Origin of the sequence: Neobacillus nitrireducens, from assembly GCF_030915405.1 — a bacterium.
Taxonomy (GTDB): domain Bacteria; phylum Bacillota; class Bacilli; order Bacillales; family Cytobacillaceae; genus Neobacillus.
Map to the genome: position 1 here is coordinate 2776497 of NZ_CP133262.1, position 17833 is coordinate 2794329.

Annotated in this window: 14 protein-coding genes; 2 read left to right on the plus strand and 12 right to left on the minus strand. The window is 41.0% G+C overall.

The window, feature by feature from the left end; genetic code table 11:
- Positions 1-146: 146 nt before the first annotated feature.
- Positions 147-902 carry an NRDE family protein gene (locus RCG22_RS13355; protein WP_308107154.1) on the minus strand — a complete coding sequence of 252 codons (756 nt, stop codon included), beginning with the start codon at positions 900-902 and terminating at the stop codon, positions 147-149.
- 294 nt (positions 903-1196) lie between these two features.
- On the opposite strand from RCG22_RS13355, the gene RCG22_RS13360 reads away from it, so the two are divergent.
- Entirely contained in the window at positions 1197-1430 is a 234-nt protein-coding gene (locus RCG22_RS13360; RefSeq protein WP_166255941.1) for a hypothetical protein, read from the plus strand.
- Between the two features lie 90 nt (positions 1431-1520).
- A complete protein-coding gene (locus RCG22_RS13365; protein ID WP_166255944.1) occupies positions 1521-1700 on the plus strand; it encodes a DUF3934 family protein in 180 nt (59 codons plus the stop codon).
- Between the two features lie 93 nt (positions 1701-1793).
- Here the strand turns inward: RCG22_RS13365 and RCG22_RS13370 are convergent, their stop codons facing one another.
- From RCG22_RS13370 to RCG22_RS13420, 11 genes are all read right to left on the minus strand, one after another.
- Positions 1794-2831 (minus strand): LLM class flavin-dependent oxidoreductase, encoded by a 1038-nt coding sequence (locus tag RCG22_RS13370; protein ID WP_308107155.1) that lies wholly within the window; start codon positions 2829-2831, stop codon positions 1794-1796.
- A gap of 292 nt (positions 2832-3123) precedes the next feature.
- The gene (locus RCG22_RS13375) at positions 3124-4506 is read right to left on the minus strand and encodes an L-cystine transporter (protein WP_308103368.1); all 1383 of its coding nucleotides are present in this window, start codon (positions 4504-4506) and stop codon (positions 3124-3126) included.
- Between the two features lie 250 nt (positions 4507-4756).
- On the minus strand, positions 4757-6418 hold the full coding sequence (locus RCG22_RS13380; protein ID WP_308107156.1) for a glycerol-3-phosphate dehydrogenase/oxidase: 1662 nt from the start codon (positions 6416-6418) through the stop codon (positions 4757-4759).
- Between the two features lie 139 nt (positions 6419-6557).
- Entirely contained in the window at positions 6558-8048 is a 1491-nt protein-coding gene (gene glpK / locus RCG22_RS13385; protein WP_308103369.1) for a glycerol kinase GlpK, read from the minus strand.
- Positions 8049-8073: 25 nt separating this feature from the next.
- Positions 8074-8898 (minus strand): MIP/aquaporin family protein, encoded by an 825-nt coding sequence (locus RCG22_RS13390; RefSeq protein WP_308103371.1) that lies wholly within the window; start codon positions 8896-8898, stop codon positions 8074-8076.
- 309 nt (positions 8899-9207) lie between these two features.
- Positions 9208-9777, minus strand: a complete 570-nt coding sequence (locus RCG22_RS13395; RefSeq protein ID WP_308103372.1) for a glycerol-3-phosphate responsive antiterminator — start codon at positions 9775-9777, stop codon at positions 9208-9210.
- A gap of 196 nt (positions 9778-9973) precedes the next feature.
- Positions 9974-12334, minus strand: a complete 2361-nt coding sequence (locus RCG22_RS13400) for an anaerobic glycerol-3-phosphate dehydrogenase subunit C (RefSeq protein WP_308103373.1) — start codon at positions 12332-12334, stop codon at positions 9974-9976.
- Positions 12327-13946 (minus strand): anaerobic glycerol-3-phosphate dehydrogenase subunit GlpA, encoded by a 1620-nt coding sequence (gene glpA, locus RCG22_RS13405; protein WP_308103375.1) that lies wholly within the window; start codon positions 13944-13946, stop codon positions 12327-12329. The genes RCG22_RS13400 and glpA overlap by 8 nt, the downstream gene beginning before the upstream one ends.
- A gap of 316 nt (positions 13947-14262) precedes the next feature.
- Positions 14263-15300 carry a sensor histidine kinase gene (locus RCG22_RS13410; protein ID WP_308103376.1) on the minus strand — a complete coding sequence of 346 codons (1038 nt, stop codon included), beginning with the start codon at positions 15298-15300 and terminating at the stop codon, positions 14263-14265.
- On the minus strand, positions 15297-15971 hold the full coding sequence (locus RCG22_RS13415) for a response regulator transcription factor (RefSeq protein ID WP_308103377.1): 675 nt from the start codon (positions 15969-15971) through the stop codon (positions 15297-15299). Before RCG22_RS13415 ends, RCG22_RS13410 begins: the two co-directional genes overlap by 4 nt.
- Before the next feature lie 24 nt (positions 15972-15995).
- Positions 15996-17744 carry an ABC transporter ATP-binding protein gene (locus RCG22_RS13420; RefSeq protein WP_308103378.1) on the minus strand — a complete coding sequence of 583 codons (1749 nt, stop codon included), beginning with the start codon at positions 17742-17744 and terminating at the stop codon, positions 15996-15998.
- Positions 17745-17833: the final 89 nt, after the last annotated feature.

The window sequence follows — 17833 nt, forward strand, 5'->3', positions numbered from 1 at the left end:
TAAATCTCCCTAAATCATAAACCAGAGTTGGTACAATTTCTATAGACATTTTTTAAGGGAGAACGACTTTTATAGATAAAAAAATGAAGGAACAAAGAAAGAAAAATCTCCCTTTATCCCTTCATTCAGCCATCTTTCAAAATCGCCTATAATTTAATTTTATATTGCTGCTCACTTATCCCATCCTTAGTGAAGACCCGCTCCACGTATTGAATAGCTTTATCTGCCATTAACATGACGGTCGAACTCCTCGTCCCGTAGTTCTCACTTTTGATGAACAGCGGGGAAAGCCTTCTTTCCCATTCTAAGGAGACGCCTGTGTGTGGAAGGAGTTCATCAGGAGCTAGATCAACATTTTGTAGCATGGCCAAAAGTTTCTCAACAAGTTCATCCTGTTCGCCGTTGATAATTTTAGACATTCCTTCCTTACCCTTCTTCACTTTTGGCCACTCGGTATTTAATAAGTGATTGCTAACACCATAAATACCTGGGTCCACCGATTGCAGCTTCTGCCCCTTATTTGAATAATAGTATAATTCCGTTTCATCCCCTGCTAGTAGGTTATAGCCAGGATAAAGATCCTGCTTCCCTACAAGACTTTGCATATAATCTTTTACATTTCCTTTGTATTTCAGGGCATCGGCCACCAATTCACCCCTTGAACGCTTACCTTCCGTTTCTTCCTTTGGATCGCGGTAATTGGTCAACGCCGCAAAGTGTCCTGCTCTGGTAACCCCCATCCATGTGCCCATTTTTTCTAAATCCCTGCCGGCAAGGATGTCAGGCTGGTCTTCCCAATAATGAGCCGGGGCAGTTGGCCTCCCGTAAAATTCATCTCGGTTGGCTGCTACAATTAGCTTGTAGACTGGGTGGACTTTATAAGCAAATAGGATTAAACACATTACAATCACAGCCTTACTAAAAATTTACCGTTTAAGTTTGAGGAGCGTCTTTTTGATCGATTAGGTATAATGTATCCAAATTCATTTAAATACCTCCACTTGAAAAAATGATGCATCAATTATTATTCGCTATCTTTATTAAAATCCCTTTTAACATAGTGGAATCCCTTCAGGCTTTTCAATCTTTTCATAAAGCTAAATTTGTTAAAATAAAATAAGAGGATTCCTGATGTTTGTTCGCATCTTTGGAAATGATAATAGCTACGACCTAATTTCATTTGGAGGTGTGTTTCCATGTCTGAATTCGAGCCGTTAGAATACGAAACTGGGACCGCGATTCGCGAATATGACATTATTGATATTAGCCAAACAGCCACCGGTTATGAAGTAGTCCTTGATATAGAATTGGACAGCGGTTATTCCTTAGCGGGAACAAAGTTGGAGGTCACCCATGAGGACCTTTTAGGATATGAAACAAATGATATCGAAGAAGGAATTAAATTTGCCTTGGGGTTTTTCAATCATTAACGAACTAAATTTTCAGGGCTAATCGCCATAAACTGTGTTAAACTAACCAACGACGGTTAGGTATACGTACAATAATTTTGGAGTGGTTAAATGAGTAATGCGAAAGGGAAAGGCGGAACTGGCAGAGGAACCGGCAAGAAGGGCTGGACTCGCTGGCAAGCCGGTGTTAAAAAAGCAAAGAGCGCCAAACCATATGTAAGCAAAGGTGTGAAACAAGCAACTGACGGGAACGTCACTAGCAAAAGTAAAGGTGACACATCCGATAAATAGCGATATTTCAAAGACCTAGGGAGATCCCGTTTCCCTGGGTCTTTTATTTTTGACTGTTAATTTAGAACTCGAATATAATACACAAATCTCATACTACTTCCTTGTTTCCCTTCGCACAACAGGGGCTACTTCTGTTGCCAACCGTTCGATGCTTTCGGCCACTTGTTTAAAGGGCATTCCGCCGATGTCCATTTGGGCGATAAACCGCTGGTGTCCGTACAGCTCGTATTGGTGGAGGATCTTTTCGATGATTTGCTGGGAACTCCCCACAAATAAAGCTGTCTCCGGTCCGGCCATCTGCTCAAAATCTTCTCTGGATATATTTCCACTCACTCCACGCTGGCGATTAAAGTATCCCCAATAATTCGAATGATACGGATAAAACTCATCCTTTGCCTTTTGGGTGGTTTCCGAAATAAAAGCATGACCTGTTACTGCAACCTTCATCGACTCAGGATCATGTCCTGCTTCTCTCGCCGCCTGACGATAAATGTCTACCAGCGGTTTAAAGCGACTATGTTCTCCTCCTAGTATTGCGATGGCTAAGTTGGTCCCTAATCTTCCTGCTCGTGCTGCACTTGATGGGGTTCCTCCAACCCCTACCCACATTGGAATATTTTCCTGTAACGGTCGTGGGGCAATTTCAGCATCCTGTAAAGAAGAACGAAATTGACCCTTCCAGGTAACTCGCTCCTCTGCACTCAACTGCTGAAACAGCTTGATGTTCTCTTCAAATAGTGCGTCATAATCGTCTAAATCGTATCCGAATAGCGGAAAGGATTCGATAAAAGCCCCGCGTCCGGCAATGATTTCGGCTCGGCCGTTAGAGAGGAGATCAAGTGTCGCAAAATCCTCAAATAGTCGTACGGGATCGACTGTGCTTAAAACAGTTGTGGCACTTGCCAATTTAATTTGCTTTGTAACTTGCGAAATAGCGGACAAGACGACGGGCGGTGCGGATACGGCATAGTCTAGTCGGTGATGCTCACCCACGCCAACTACATCCAAGCCTGCCTCATCAGCCATTTTCGCCGCTTCAATAATTTCATTAAGTCGCTGCCGTGCACTGATCGACTTCCCTGTTCCCCAATCTGGAACTAAATCCCCTAACGTATAGATCCCTATTTCCATTCCTGGATTTTCATCTTTAGATTCTGGCTTCACTTCATATCCCTCCCACATGCATTTATAGAACTATTCAAAACCTTTTACGATTAAGACCTCTTTATTAATATGGATATTTTTCATTACATTAAACCGATTGCAGTTGGTATCTCTCTACTTTCAGCATACTTCAAATTTATCTCGGATTCAAGTATTTTAAATTTAAAGTATATTTTTAAAAAAGCCCATTTTTTATCCCTGCAAAAGAAAAAAGGACTCATCCGCTAAGCGGAAAGCCCTTAAAGTTGTTCCCCATATGTTACGCTTCGACAATGTCTGGCTGCTGGTAAACCTCTTTTTCGAATTCACCGGTTACTTTACTTGTTAGTATACCTGAGGTCATCGCTCCGCTGACGTTTAGGGCCGTACGACCCATGTCAATGAGCGGCTCAACTGAAATAAGCAATCCAACAATCGCTATTGGCAGGTTCATGACAGATAAAACAATCAAGGCTGCAAAGGTTGCACCGCCCCCAACACCAGCCACACCAAAAGAGCTAATTGCGACCACTAGAATAAGCGTGAGGATAAAGGATATGCTCGTTGGGTCGACTCCTGCCGCTGGAGCCACCATCACCGCTAACATTGCCGGATAAACACCTGCACATCCGTTTTGACCGATGGTAAGTCCAAATGAACCTGCAAAGTTAGCAATCCCTTCGGATACACCAAAGTCCTTTGTTTGCGTTTTAATGGTCATCGGCAAGGTTCCTGCACTTGTCCGTGAGGTGAAAGCAAAGGTTAAGGTTGGCAGCCCTTTTTTCACATAACTTACCGGGCTAAGTTTGGCAAATGCTAATAACAGAAGATGGATAATAAATACAATAATGAGCGCCACATAAGAGGCAATCACAAACTTACCTAATTTGGCAATGGCAGCATAGTCACTCGTTGCTGTCACCCTGGCGATGATTGCTAGGATACCATAGGGAGTTAAACGAAGAATGAGTGTGACAACCCTCATAACAACAGAGTAGAAGGTATCAATGATTTTTGCGAAAAACTCCCCATGCTCTGGATCCTTTCTCTTAACTCCAAGATAAGCAATCCCGATAAATGCAGCAAAAATAACAACTGCAATCGTAGAAGTGGCGCGGGCACCCGTTAAATCCTGAAACGGGTTACTTGGAATTAATTCAATGATTTGTTGCGGGAGTGTCATATTTTCGATTCCTGCAACTCTTTCCTCTAACTGAGCATTACGGGCAGCTTCCGCTTCTCCTTCGGTTAGCTGCACCCCGTCAAGACCAAATCCTAAGGCAGAACCAATTCCAACCGCAGCAGAAACGGCTGTTGTTGCAAGCAGTATGCCGATGACAAGAAAACTGATTTTCCCGATATTTTTAGTTAACTTTAATTTGGTAAAAGCCCCGACAATCGAAACAAAGATCAGTGGCATAACCACCATTTGCAACAGTTTGACATAGCCATTTCCAACAATGTTAAACCAATCAATCGAACCTGTAGTTACTTCATGTGTTGTGCCATAAATCAGATGAATAATATACCCAAAAATAATACCTAAACCCAAGGCACTAAATACACGCTTTGAAAAAGAAACATACTTTTTTTGCATCGTAAATAAACAAAACATGAGTAACAACAACACCGCGACATTTACGATGATTAGAATGGTATTCATTATATTCCTCCTCCTTCAATTTTGGAAAATTGTAACCCAGCCTCAATATTCCAATGCAATAAGTCGGAATTATAATTAATAAGATCTAGACCTTTATTCATTTTGCAACAATCAAACGTTTGATATGGTAATAATATGACAGGACAACACTATATATTCCAAGCCCCTCACTAATTTAATCAAACGTTTGATTAGTTTCTCCATCATCCAAAAAGTGCGTGAAATAATCGGGGATGCACCGCGGATAAACTCAAATCATTTCATTTGGATCCGGATGAATCGCATCATTTAAAATAGTTTCTAATTCTTCCCTGTAAATGACCTTCTCCTCATTTGTCCATTCAAGAGCATCATTCATAAATCCAATAATGGCTTCTTTCCACTCATATACCCACTTGATATCAAAAAATAAAGCTCCCGTTCGACGAATAAAAAAGTCCACTGGTTTCACTATCATTTCTTCCTCTAGTGAATAAACAATTTGAACGTATATCTCTTGCGGCAAGCCATACTTATTGTTCGGCTCATACGTTTTCGCAATTCCAAAAATACGGTCAATATTGGAACCATAGCGATGTACTAGCTTTCGGTATTGATCCTTTGAAAATCCTAGTAATTCGGCATCGTTTTCCTTGGCCTCAATAAATGAGACAAAGTTATGAGAACCATCAAAATGCCCTCCTGAAATCGGTAAATGCTTTGTTTGGCAAGCTTTGTACTTACTTGTGTCTTTGCTCTGTAAAGCAATTAAGTCAATCACGGTTTCCGCCATTTTTCTATATCCGGTCAACTTTCCACCTGCGATTGTGACCAACCCAGATTTAGATACCCAAATTTCATCCTTTCGCGAAATCTCAGAAGGGTCCTTACCTTCTTCATAAATTAGTGGTCGTACCCCTGCCCAGCTTGATTCAATATCCTCCGACTTAATATCTACGGTTGGAAACATATAATGTATCGCATTCATAATGTAATCACGGTCATCAGCGGTCATTTTCGGATGAATTGGATCGTTGCCATAATAGGTGTCTGTTGTTCCTACATACGTTTTCCCGTCTCTTGGAATGGCAAATACCATGCGTCTATCTGGTGTATCAAAGTACACCGCCTGTTTTAGGGGAAATCTCGACTGATCAATCACTAAGTGGACTCCTTTGGTGAGCCGCAGTTTTTTCCCAGATAACGAATGATCTTTGTCACGGAGCGAATCGACCCAAGGTCCGGTGGCATTGATGACTTTGTTCGCGTAAATAGTATGAACCGATCCATCTAATTGATTTTCAACTATAGCACCGATGACTATTTCATCTCGATAAAGAAGGTCGATGACTTTTGTATAGTTTACTGCTCTCACACCCTGTGTGACCGCTTCTTTTATTACTTCGATTGTTAACCGCGCGTCATCGGTCCGATATTCCACATAATACCCGCCACCTTTTAATCCCTCGCTTTTAATGAGGGGCTCTTTCTGAATGGTAGCATCCGACGACAGCATCCTTCTTCGTTCACCTTTTTTTACATCTGCTAAAAAGTCATAAATTCTAAGTCCAATAGATGTACTAATTTTTCCAAACGTTCCACCTGTATGTATAGGCAGAAGCATCCATTCTGGTGTGGTTACATGCGGGCCATTTTCATAGACAATCGCTCGTTCCTTCCCTACTTCCGCGACCATCTTCACTTCGAATTGCTTTAAATACCTGAGACCACCGTGAACAAGCTTCGTTGATCGGCTAGATGTCCCAGCGGCATAATCTTGCATTTCTACTAAAGCTGTTTTCATTCCCCTTGTTACAGCATCTAATGCGATTCCAGCGCCTGTAATTCCCCCACCGATGACAAGCACATCAAACTCTTCTGCAGCCATTTCCTTTAGGATCGTATTTCTATTTGAACTCGAGAATTTTAACATTTCCACTATGGTTACCTCCAATGGGGATAAAAAAAGAGACCACAACAATCACAATGTAAAAAAAACATTGCTTTGTTGAGGCCTCTCGAGTTTCTCCCGCCAAAATATTAACTTAACTACATTTTACCATAAGTTACGATTATTTAAAAGCCCTAGCAGCGTTTACGGCCTTTTTCCAACCAGTATATAAATTTTCTCTGTCCTCTTCAACCATATCTGGTGTAAATGCTTTATCCATATTCCATTGAGTAGCAATTTCTTCTTGGCTTTCCCAATAACCAACAGCTAATCCTGCTAAATATGCTGCACCTAGTGCAGTTGTTTCCTTAATTTCTGGACGTTCAACTGGTACATCTAACACATCGCTTTGGAATTGCATTAAAAAGTTATTGGCAACAGCGCCGCCGTCGACACGCAATGCTTTAAGTGAAATACCTGAATCAGCTTCCATAGAAGTTAGAACGTCTTTTGTTTGATATGCTAGGGATTCTAATGTTGCACGTACAAAGTGTTCTTTTGTTGTACCACGAGTTAAGCCAAAAACAGAACCACGTACATCGCTATCCCAATAAGGTGTTCCTAACCCCACGAATGCCGGAACAACATAAACACCGTCAGTAGAGCTTACACTAGTAGCAAAATTCTCGCTCTCTTCAGCACTTCTAAACATTTGGAGCCCATCACGAAGCCATTGGATCGCAGACCCAGCAACGAAGATACTTCCTTCTAATGCATATTCAACTTTTCCGTTAATACCCCAAGCAATCGTTGTTAACAAACCGTGCTCAGATTTTACTGCTTTTTCGCCGGTATTCATTAACATAAAGCAACCAGTTCCATAAGTATTTTTCGCCATTCCTTTTTCATAACAGGCCTGACCGAATAACGCAGCTTGCTGGTCACCTGCAACTCCGGCAATTGGTACATTGCAGCCAAAGAAATGGTAATCAACTGTTTCTGAGTATACTTCTGAAGAAGGGCGAACCTCTGGAAGCATCGATGCTGGAACAGTGAGAATTTCTAATAGCTCTTCATCCCATTTAAGGTCATGAATATTGTACATCAATGTTCTCGAGGCATTTGAATAATCTGTTACGTGGGCTTTTCCACCAGATAGTTTCCAAATCAACCATGTGTCAATCGTTCCAAAAAGCAGTTCTCCGCGTTCTGCCTTTTCCCTTGCACCTTCCACATTGTCTAGAATCCATTTCACTTTTGTTCCAGAGAAATAGGCATCAATTAAAAGACCTGTTTTATCCCTAAATAATTGATCATATCCTTTTGCTTTTAATTCTTCACAGATCTCAGCAGTTTGGCGGGATTGCCAAACAATTGCATGATAAACTGGTTGACCTGTTTCTTTATCCCAAACAACGGCTGTTTCCCGTTGGTTTGTAATCCCAATTCCTGCCACTTGCTCTGGCTTTACATTCGCTCCAGCTAAACATGAAGCCATTACCGCTAAGATCGAGCCCCAAATTTCATTTGCATTATGTTCTACCCAACCTGGTTTTGGGAAGTATTGTTGAAACTCCTGTTGAGCTACATGGACGATCTTTCCTTCTTTATTAAATAGGATGGCACGTGAGCTTGTTGTACCTTGATCTAATGATAAAATGTATTTTTCCATATGTGAACTCTCCCTTAAATTAAAATTATGCACTAATTTTTTCTACGTGTACCAAATCCTGAGACTTCTTTCCAAATACGGAAGCCACTGCAAGAACAACGACAATTGCCCCAATGACAAACCAAAGGCTCATCTCTGTCTTACCTAAGAATGCTGCTTTATAAAACAAGCCTCCAAGGCTTCCCCCAAGTAATGGACCTACAATTGGAATCCATGAATATCCCCAGTTCGAACTTCCCTTCCCTGGAATTGGAAGAAGAGCATGTGCTAATCTAGGACCAAAATCACGGGCGGGATTGATCGCATATCCTGTTGTTCCCCCAAGGCTCAAACCGATACTAACAATAAGGAAACCTACCACAAGTGGATTTAGCCCATCTGTAAATTTATTTGCCCCAATCGCTAATATACCTAAAACAAGAATAAATGTACCAATAATTTCACTAATTAAGTTTGCAAAAGTATGAGGAATAGCAGGACCTGTTGCAAATGTTCCTAATTTTGCGCCTTGATCTTCTGTTACTTTCCAGTGTGGAAGGTATTGGAAATAAATAACTGTAGCTCCAATCATTGCCCCAATCACTTGACCGAAAATATAAGTTGGGACCTCTTTCCACGGAAGATCACCGGTAAATGCTAATGCAACTGTTAATGCAGGATTTAGATGTGCTCCACTGAATTTACCCACTGAGTACGCAGCAACTGCAACCGCAAATCCCCATCCAAAAGTAATAACAATCCAACCACTGCCGTTAGAGAGCGTTTTCTTTAGATTCACACCTGCGCAAACACCTGCACCTAACGTAATTAAAATCGCCGTACCAATTAATTCACCCCAAAAAGCTGTCATTATAAACCTCCTCTTTTTTAAAAAACCTTTTACCTTGGAACCTGTTGTGAATAACATGGAAAAAGAAAAAAGACGCACAGAAATATCCCAGAAAAATGGGTAATCCCGTGAGTCTCTAACACTTCTTCACATATTATTAACTTAATTACTAGTATAATGTTTGTCTGAAAACGCTGTCAACAAAATTCACAAAATCTACATATTCTTCCTCATAAATGCTTTTTTCTACACCTTTTGACAAAAAACAACATAAAAAAGGCATTCTCTATAAAAAAGAATGCGGGTTGAGTATACAGTTCATTTCTTCAATTACTTTTTTATTTCAGGCTCAAAATATTTCCATAATTCTTTTTTGGATGTTGTTACTGTTATTGCTCCAGCCAAAAATGCTTGTTCTACCTCTTCAATCGTGTCAATAAATCCTCCAGCAAAAACTTCCCTTTTCGTGCGATTCCGAATATCCTTAATAATTTTCGGCATAATTCCTGGTAATACTTCAATATAATCTGGCTTGGTCCGTTCAATTAATGCAAAACTCTTTTCGATTGAACTGGTATCTAATAAAAACAGACGTTGAATCGATTTTACACCTTTTTGCCTTGCTTTCAGAATAACGCTTCCTTTAGTTGAAATCAGTCCAAATGGTTTAAATTCCTGACAAATAAATTCTGTTGAGTATTCATCACTCTTTAACCCATGAATTAAATCCATATGGATAATCAACTTTTTATCGTTGGCCTGCGCCATTTGAAAAATGGGTTTCAGTCTGGAAACATGCATATCTAAAATTACCAAATATTCATAATTACTAGACATCATTTTTTCGACATCTTCTATTTTTCGAATCGCAGGTAATACCTTTTGTCCAAAAAAGCTCATCCCATTGTTCACCTTTCATTTTCGACCTCTTTAAATATATTTTATAACACTTCTATCCTTCAATACAGTCTTTATTAGATATACCATGATTGGTAATGTCGAAACTGTGAATATGTGGAAAATTTACCCACCAAGGCCTGTTTGAAAATAGATTATATACCTGCTTGCCAACTAAACTAAATCATCATAATAGAATTTAAGTCAATGCTTTTGCTCGATCATAGGATTCTGCTACGATTTGCATGGGATGTTTAACCACTTTTTCAGTCAGTTGATCGAGTTGATTTTTACACATTCCACATTCTGTCACTGTGTAATCTGCATTTGCGTCCTTCACTGCTTCTGCCATCGGTCGACCAATTTTCATCGAAACCTCATATTTTTCCGTTTTAAATCCAAAAGTGCCACATTGCCCGCAGCAGCCTGCCCCCACATCATTAATTTCATAGCCGGGAATAAGCTCTAAAATATCCATTGCCGGATTTCCGATTCCTTGTGCTTTCATATGGCATGGAGCATAGTAACCTGCTTTTTCTTTCATTGGAGCAAATTCCATGTTAAGCTCTCCATTTTCCTTTAGCATGAGCAAATATTCATCTGCATCATAGACATGGGCGGCCAATTCCTTTGCTTCTGTTGTCTTCACATACGCTACATACTCCTTTTTAAGCGCAAGAGTGCAGCTTGTACAGGTGACAACAATGTCATAGCCTTGGCGGGTATACTCTAAAAAGCTATTAATATTGTAGTTCGCATTTTTCAATCCTTGTTTCATTTGTCCATTAGCGAACATTGGAACACCGCAGCATTTTTGGTCAGGTTTAACCACCTCAATGCCATTATGCTCCATCACTTTAATGAAACTTTCTGCTACTTCAGGTGCATTATAGGTCGCATAACAACCAACAAAATAGGCGACCCTGCGCTCCGTATAGGCATACTTTCTGTTATAAACACGGTTAAAATTATTAAAACGATACTTTGGAAATTGCCGCTCTGCTGGAATTCCCATGACCAGTTCCATCACTTTTCTTACAGGTTTCATGCCCATTGCAAGATTGGTCACTGGAGCAAAAGCAGAAGCGAGTTTTCCTACCATCTCTGCATTACTTAACACCAAGTCACGGAATTTTGTTCCCGACTGCTCGGCATGAATCGCTTTTGCATAAGCGGTTAACGTCGATACATGGACATTCTCCGGACATGACATGTCGCAATTGCCGCATAACGTACATAATTCGATTCGTTTATCATCAATGAGTTGTTGATTATCCATAAGCCTTTTTAACTCAGGACCTAAATGTTTAGGTCCGCCGAACTCCAACGTCGTATTGGAGACAGGACAACTTGTGACACAGGCATTACATTTAAGGCACTTATCAAATGTAGTTTCAGCAAATTGCAACTCAAGCACTACGAGTCCCCCTATCATCGTTTGCTGGCGCAGTTGGCCGATCATTTCATGGATGGATAAGAGGGTAAAAACGCCACCGGTAATTCCGTTATGTGTTACCTGAATTCCCCTGCCTGCACCGACTGGGTGGAGATTTGAAGGACAATCAAGTAGTTCTCCCCATTCATTTGTCTCAAGTCGTAAAGCTGTTTCCTTTAGTCCGTCCGGGGTTACTTCCAATCCACCACCTAGAACCCCTCCGGTTGCGAGTATAAATTGTCTCCCAGTAAGGTTTGTCATTCTATTTGCCGTTTGAATCGTTAATGATTCGATCTCATCTCCGTCAAAGGTGCAACCCGTAACAGCGGTGTCAGCATAGAATCGTATCCCCAATTTCACTGCTTCCTTTTTCAAACGCTCATGCAGACGGATGGCGGTTGTATTGGGCGGCATTCCTGGAGCCTCGGTTATCTTTGCATTTAGTTCAAAAGAAAAATGTTCGATGGTCTCTTTCCAATTTTCGACTCCAAGTGAGGCTGGAAAAATAAACATATCCCGCTGACTGATATTCTTTTCAATGATTAGCTGTTTAATTTGGTTGATGCAGTTGTTCCGAATTTCCTTTTGGTCCAATAGCCGTGCCGCATCTAGTTGGGTCATCGTCCGTTGCGAGTGATTTCCTAACTTAATTTTTAAAACATCGATAGCTAAATGGGGTCTGGCCTTCTGTAAATTTCCTTTAATATAAGTAGGCTGGAAATCAACTACTTCCTCGAACCCAACGATAACAACATGTCCTTCTTCTGGAAGAGGAGAAATAGTCTCCGGATACAAGGCCGTCTTTTTCACATGACCGGAGCCGGTAACAATGGAAGAGAGTTTCTCGATTTCACCTTTGTAAGGATATCCTAATTTTTTCATTAAGGTTTTAAATTGCTCCATTGCCCCTGTTAATTGAGATAGTTGCAAATTACTCAATTGATAAAGGTCTGCCCACTCATCCAATCCCCCATATGATCCAGGGATGAGGTCCATTACACCTGTTGATTGAATAATTTTCCCTGTACCGTTAGCTACTAATGCCGTGCTATGCCCTTGTTCTTTTGCCCAAATGGCGGAAAGCAGACCAGATAACCCTTGACCTATAACAACAACATCATACATGTTGATAATCCCCCTCTACGAATCCTAAAGAAACCTTATAAATCGTTTCCATTAACTGCAATTGCTTCGCTGTTTCACCCGTGGCAACCACATCCATCCCTTTTTTTCTTTCAAAAACAGCATGGTGAAGTGCCCATTCTGCTTCCTCAATGGTCGTCTTACCTTTCTCAACTGCTAGTGCTGCTGCCCGGTGATTGCAGAAGGTTCCTTGACAAGGCCCCATACCCAAGCGAGTTCTACGACGAATATCCCCTAGATGAAATCGACCTTCCTCTGGTAGAACAGATTCAATTTCTGCCCATGTAACTTGCTCACACTCACAAACGACTACGTTTGAATTCTTCTCTTTTAAGGAGGACTCGATTTTCCTTGCTTTTGTACCGGCCCAATGAAACAATTTTTGTTTCGCGGCAGGTGCCATATCGACTTCTTTGAAAAACTCATCAGCTTTTCGGTGCGGGACCATTTCCTGGTCCGTGGTGCATTTTGCCCTTACCCCAAGCTTTTCACAAATTAAATCGACTGTTTTTTCCGCCATAAAGCGGAAGGTTGTTAACTTTCCACCTGTAATCGTAACTAATCCATCCATTCCATCCCGTGTATGATGGTCTAATAACGCAACACCGCGGGTAACATTTCTCCCACTAGCATCAGCCACATTCGATTCTTGATAAAGGGGGCGGCTCCCGCTAAAAGCTCGAATCAACCGTAAGTCATTGATCTTTGGAATTAACTTTTTCCCTTCTGCTAACATTCCCTCGAGTTCTTGTCGGTTTAAGGAAAAGTCATTCGGATCTTCGACATTTATTCCCGTTGTACCAAAGATCGTTACATTATGGGCTGGAACAAAAATATCGGCATCTCCGGGCATCCGCAGACGATTAATGACTTGTTTGTTGATGCGATGGCTAAAAATCGCGAGCATTCCTTTATTATTAATCATCTTTAACGGAATGCCAGCTAACTGGGCAATTTGTGCCCCCCATGGACCGGCTGCATTGACCACCAAAGAGGCGAAAATTTCCTTTTCCTCCCCTGTAAAAACATCACGAACTCGTACACCTCTAACTCGATTTTGCTCAGTTAATACATCGACCACCTCATGATAGGTCAACGCTTTTGCCCCATGTTTCACCGCGTCGGCTACTACATCCACAACCATTGTAAAGCAGTCTACCGCACCATCTGGGACTCGATAGACTGCTTGCACTTCCTTCGTTAAAAAAGGTTCTTGCTGCAATGCCTGGGCAATTGGAATTTCTTCAACAGGAATACCCAGTTTTTCACAAGATATCAGCCATTTTTGTAAATATCCATCTTCATCTTCAGGGACTTTTACGAATAAACCTCCTGTTTGCTCGATTGATCCTGGAATCGTTTTTTTCAAGATTAGGTTTTCTCGGTAACTTTCAATGGCTGCTTCCTCATCACGAACAGCATATCGTGCACCCGAATGGAGCAGACCGTGATTTCGTGTGGAAGTACCATGTCCCAAGTCCTGTTGCTCTATTAATATTGCTTTTATGCCACGTAGGGAAAGATCACGAAGCACTCCTGCTCCTGTCATTCCTCCACCTATTACAATTACTTCCGTTTCTAGTCTTTGTCCCATATCCAATTCCCTCCCAAGTTCGTTCTTAAGGGTTATTTTTGCACACAAAAAAGCCATAAAAACGCATAGGAATAGTAATGACCCATTCCCGATGGTTTTTATGGCTTTCTCCAAGTCTCTAAGCCTGCTATTATATTTTCTATTTTAAGCATACCAAATATATTCCTTCGCACAAAGCAATAGCATGTCAAAATTGTGAATTTTAATTAGAAACGTTCCATTGGTTTTTAAATAAGGTGTCAGGCACCGTTCGTGGACATTTGTCCACAAGCGGTGCCTGACACCAAACTAACACCACACCATGCTAACGCCCAAATTACAATGTGATAGTAAAGGTTGTCCCCTTCCCTTCTTCACTGTCAACAAGGATGGTTCCGTCATGCATTTCGATGATTTTTTTCACGATAGATAGTCCTAATCCACTGCCGCCTTTGGAGCGGTCTCTCGCTTTATCTGCTTTATAAAAACGTTCAAAGATATGAACCTGATCTTTTTTTGAGATGCCAATCCCCGTATCGGTTATTTTCACCACCGTTTTGCCAACGACCTGATGGAGATGAACGCGAATCGTTCCGAGCTTTGGAGTAAATTTAATACTGTTGTGAATGAGATTGGTCCATACCTGGCTCATCAAATCTTCATCCGCAGTGATGTCGACCTTCTCTAGGGACACATCCAGTTCCAGTTCCTTTTCTGTCCAATGCGGTTCACACGCCAAGATAATCATCCGTATTTGTTGGTCTAATCGATAGCTATGCCTCTCAAAGGGATGATGCTTTGTTTCTAGTGACGTTAACTTCATGAGATTATCACTTAATTTTGATAACCTTCTACTCTCCGTTTCAATAATACTAAGATAATGGCTTCTTTCCTCACCCGAAAGTTGATTTAATTGAAGCGCCCTTGCAAAACCCATGATTGACGTCAAAGGCGACTGAATTTCATGCGAGACATTAGAGATAAACTCCTGCCGCATCTCTTCTAATTGCTTTAATTGCTTTGCCATATGATTAATATGGTCAACCAGACTAGTGAACTGGTTTCTTTTACCGGAATTTAATTCGAGATATACATTAAAGTCGCCTTTAGAAATCCTTTTTAAAGCATCAAGTACTTCAAGAAAGAGATTGCGGCGCCTAGAACGAGTAAATAAAGAAATAAAATATCCTACTATACTCATGACGAATAAACTGATAATTACTGTTGCCATATGACGAAAATAATCGGATGTATGAAAATCGAATAAATGATAAATGCCAGAGACGATGAAATAACCTGCTGAAAAGCCAAAAGAAACAAATACAAAGAAAAAGACAATCCCAAATACATGTTGAAAAAAACGCTTAATTTTCATGATCTTCCCTCAAAACGGTAGCCTAATCCCCAAATCGTCCGAATCCGGAACGGGAATTCTCCCTCAGGAAATCGCTCTCTTAACCTTTTAATATGGACATCGACCGTTCGTTCGTCTCCTTCATAGTCGTAGCCCCAAATGTCTTCAATCAGCACCTCTCGTGAAAATGTTTTCCCCGGATAACTAGCCAATTTAAACAAGAGTTCGAATTCCTTCAACGGAAGGGTAATTTCCTTATCTTTAAAAGAAATTTCATGGGTCTTTCGGTTTAACTTAAATTCTTCAATCGTGATTGTTTGCGAAACGGTTATATTATATCTTTTTAATAATGCTTTGACTCGAGCAGTTAGTTCCATCGGGTCAAAGGGTTTCACAAGATAATCGTCCGCTCCCAGCTCGAACCCTTTGAGTTTTTGTGAGGTTTCCCCTTTAGCCGTCAGCATTAAGATAGGAATATCACTGAAGGCCCGCAGCTCTTTGCATAATTCCCAACCATCCATATTTGGCATCATGATATCAATGACCGCTAAATCGATCTTTACCTTTTCCAGCAGTTTTAATGCCTGTACACCATCTGAGGCTTCATAAAGTTCGAATCCTTCTTTTTTTAAAAAAAGGTGGATTAATTCGCGAATATTGGCATCATCGTCGACTAGTAGTACCTTCGTCATTCCAACCTCATTCCTTTCCATCTATTAAACAGTTTCATTCATCCGTAATTGCTGTTCGGCAAATTCACGATACAAAGAGTGGGTCCTAATCAACTGTTCATGCGTACCGCTGCCAGTAATTTTCCCCTTATCTAAAAAGAGAATTTGATCCGAATCAATCACGGTCGATAGACGATGCGCAATCACAAGTGTGGTTCTTCCCTTCATCAAATTTTGCAATGCCTGTTGGACAACCTGTTCAGATTTGCTATCCAGACTCGAAGTCGCTTCATCTAACATTAAAATTTTTGGGTCTCTTAAAAAGGCACGCGCAATCGCAATCCGCTGTCGTTGCCCGCCCGATAGTTTAATTCCTCGTTCACCCACTTCTGTATCATATCCGTTCGGCAGTTCGGAAATAAACTGGTCTGCAAAGGCCATTTTGGCTACCCTTTCGATATCCGACTGGTCTACTGTTTTATCCATTCCGTAACAAATATTATCACGAATTGTCCCCACTACAATAGGACTTTCCTGTGATACATAACCAATTTGACTTCTCCAAGAAAACAGTGAAAACTGGTTAATTGGTACGTGCCCTAGGAGAATCGCCCCTTGCTGCGGTTGATAATAACGCTCTAATAAAGAAAACAGTGTCGTTTTTCCGCTTCCGCTCGGACCGACGATGGCTGTCACCTTGCCTGCTTCAGCGGAAAAACTGATATCTTTTAGTATTTCATCCCCATTCTTATACGAGTAATTCAGGTGCTCTACAATTATGGATTGATCCACATGATCGACATCCCTCATGGACTCATCCTGTTCTTCGCACATATCCATGATGGCGATAATTCGATCTGTGGCACCGGTTGCTTTTTGAAATTGGGTAAAAAAGGCGGCTAATTGTCCCATTGGCATGACGATTTGAAATAGATACATGATAAAGGCAACTAAATCACCCGCCTTTAATGCACCTGAGGACACTCTCATTCCACCGTAACCGAGAATAACCACAAGTAATACCATGATGACTAAACCAATCAGCGGTGTGATTAATGCTTGAATTTTGGCCTCTTTCAAGCCATATTGAAACAATTGAGTAATCCCGTTTTTGCCATTTTTATACTCGAATGCTTCTGCATTTGAGGCTTTGACTAAGCGTATTTCTGATAGTACTTGCTGGAGGACTGAGGTGAACCGTGCTGTTTCGGTTTGCATTCCTTTTGACACCTGATGCATCCTCCTCCCAAGTGTCATTAAGATGACTGCTGCAAGTGGCAATGCGATAAACATTAACAAGGCCATTTTCCAATCCAATAGCAGCAATACAACAATTGAACCAATGATGGAAATGGTTCCTGAGAGGAAATTGGCGAGGTGATCGGTAATTAATCCTCTTACGACGGCCGTATCATTGGTCATTCGGCTGACCGTTTCACCTGTTTGATTTTCATCATAGAACGGAATCGGTAAGACGAGCAGTTTTTTCCATAGACGATCGCGGATTCCTGCCACCACGGATTGGCCGATATGATTTAATAAATAGATGGATATGCCGCTTGCTACTGCTTGGATTAAGAGCGCGGAAACAAGAAGAAGAATCCTTCCCGTACTTAAAGAGCTAATGGTAAAATCATTGATCAGGTTTTTTGTAAAAAGCGGGACCATTAGCCCCACTAGGGTGGTACCCACACTTAAAAGGAGGGCAATCCCCATAAACCATTTCGAGGGCTTGGTGTGTTGAACCAAGCGAATAAATTGGCGCCAGCCCTTCTCTTTCTTCACTTCTGTCATATATATTTACATCCCTTCTTCGGATCACGAACTTCAAACTTCGATTCTCATCTACAAACTGAATTATATAAAGAATATATGAATTGAAT

Coding starts and splice junctions, on each gene's coding strand:
- RCG22_RS13375 (WP_308103368.1), bottom strand. CDS start 4,506: ATGAATACCATTCTAATCATCGTAAATGTCGCGGTGTTGTTGTTACTC.
- RCG22_RS13365 (WP_166255944.1), top strand. CDS start 1,521: ATGAGTAATGCGAAAGGGAAAGGCGGAACTGGCAGAGGAACCGGCAAG.
- RCG22_RS13410 (WP_308103376.1), bottom strand. CDS start 15,300: ATGAAAATTAAGCGTTTTTTTCAACATGTATTTGGGATTGTCTTTTTC.
- RCG22_RS13395 (WP_308103372.1), bottom strand. CDS start 9,777: ATGAGCTTTTTTGGACAAAAGGTATTACCTGCGATTCGAAAAATAGAA.
- RCG22_RS13360 (WP_166255941.1), top strand. CDS start 1,197: ATGTCTGAATTCGAGCCGTTAGAATACGAAACTGGGACCGCGATTCGC.
- RCG22_RS13420 (WP_308103378.1), bottom strand. CDS start 17,744: ATGACAGAAGTGAAGAAAGAGAAGGGCTGGCGCCAATTTATTCGCTTG.
- RCG22_RS13355 (WP_308107154.1), bottom strand. CDS start 902: ATGTGTTTAATCCTATTTGCTTATAAAGTCCACCCAGTCTACAAGCTA.
- glpA (WP_308103375.1), bottom strand. CDS start 13,946: ATGGGACAAAGACTAGAAACGGAAGTAATTGTAATAGGTGGAGGAATG.
- RCG22_RS13415 (WP_308103377.1), bottom strand. CDS start 15,971: ATGACGAAGGTACTACTAGTCGACGATGATGCCAATATTCGCGAATTA.
- RCG22_RS13390 (WP_308103371.1), bottom strand. CDS start 8,898: ATGACAGCTTTTTGGGGTGAATTAATTGGTACGGCGATTTTAATTACG.
- RCG22_RS13370 (WP_308107155.1), bottom strand. CDS start 2,831: ATGGAAATAGGGATCTATACGTTAGGGGATTTAGTTCCAGATTGGGGA.
- RCG22_RS13400 (WP_308103373.1), bottom strand. CDS start 12,334: ATGTATGATGTTGTTGTTATAGGTCAAGGGTTATCTGGTCTGCTTTCC.
- RCG22_RS13380 (WP_308107156.1), bottom strand. CDS start 6,418: ATGTTAAAATTCTCGAGTTCAAATAGAAATACGATCCTAAAGGAAATG.
- glpK (WP_308103369.1), bottom strand. CDS start 8,048: ATGGAAAAATACATTTTATCATTAGATCAAGGTACAACAAGCTCACGT.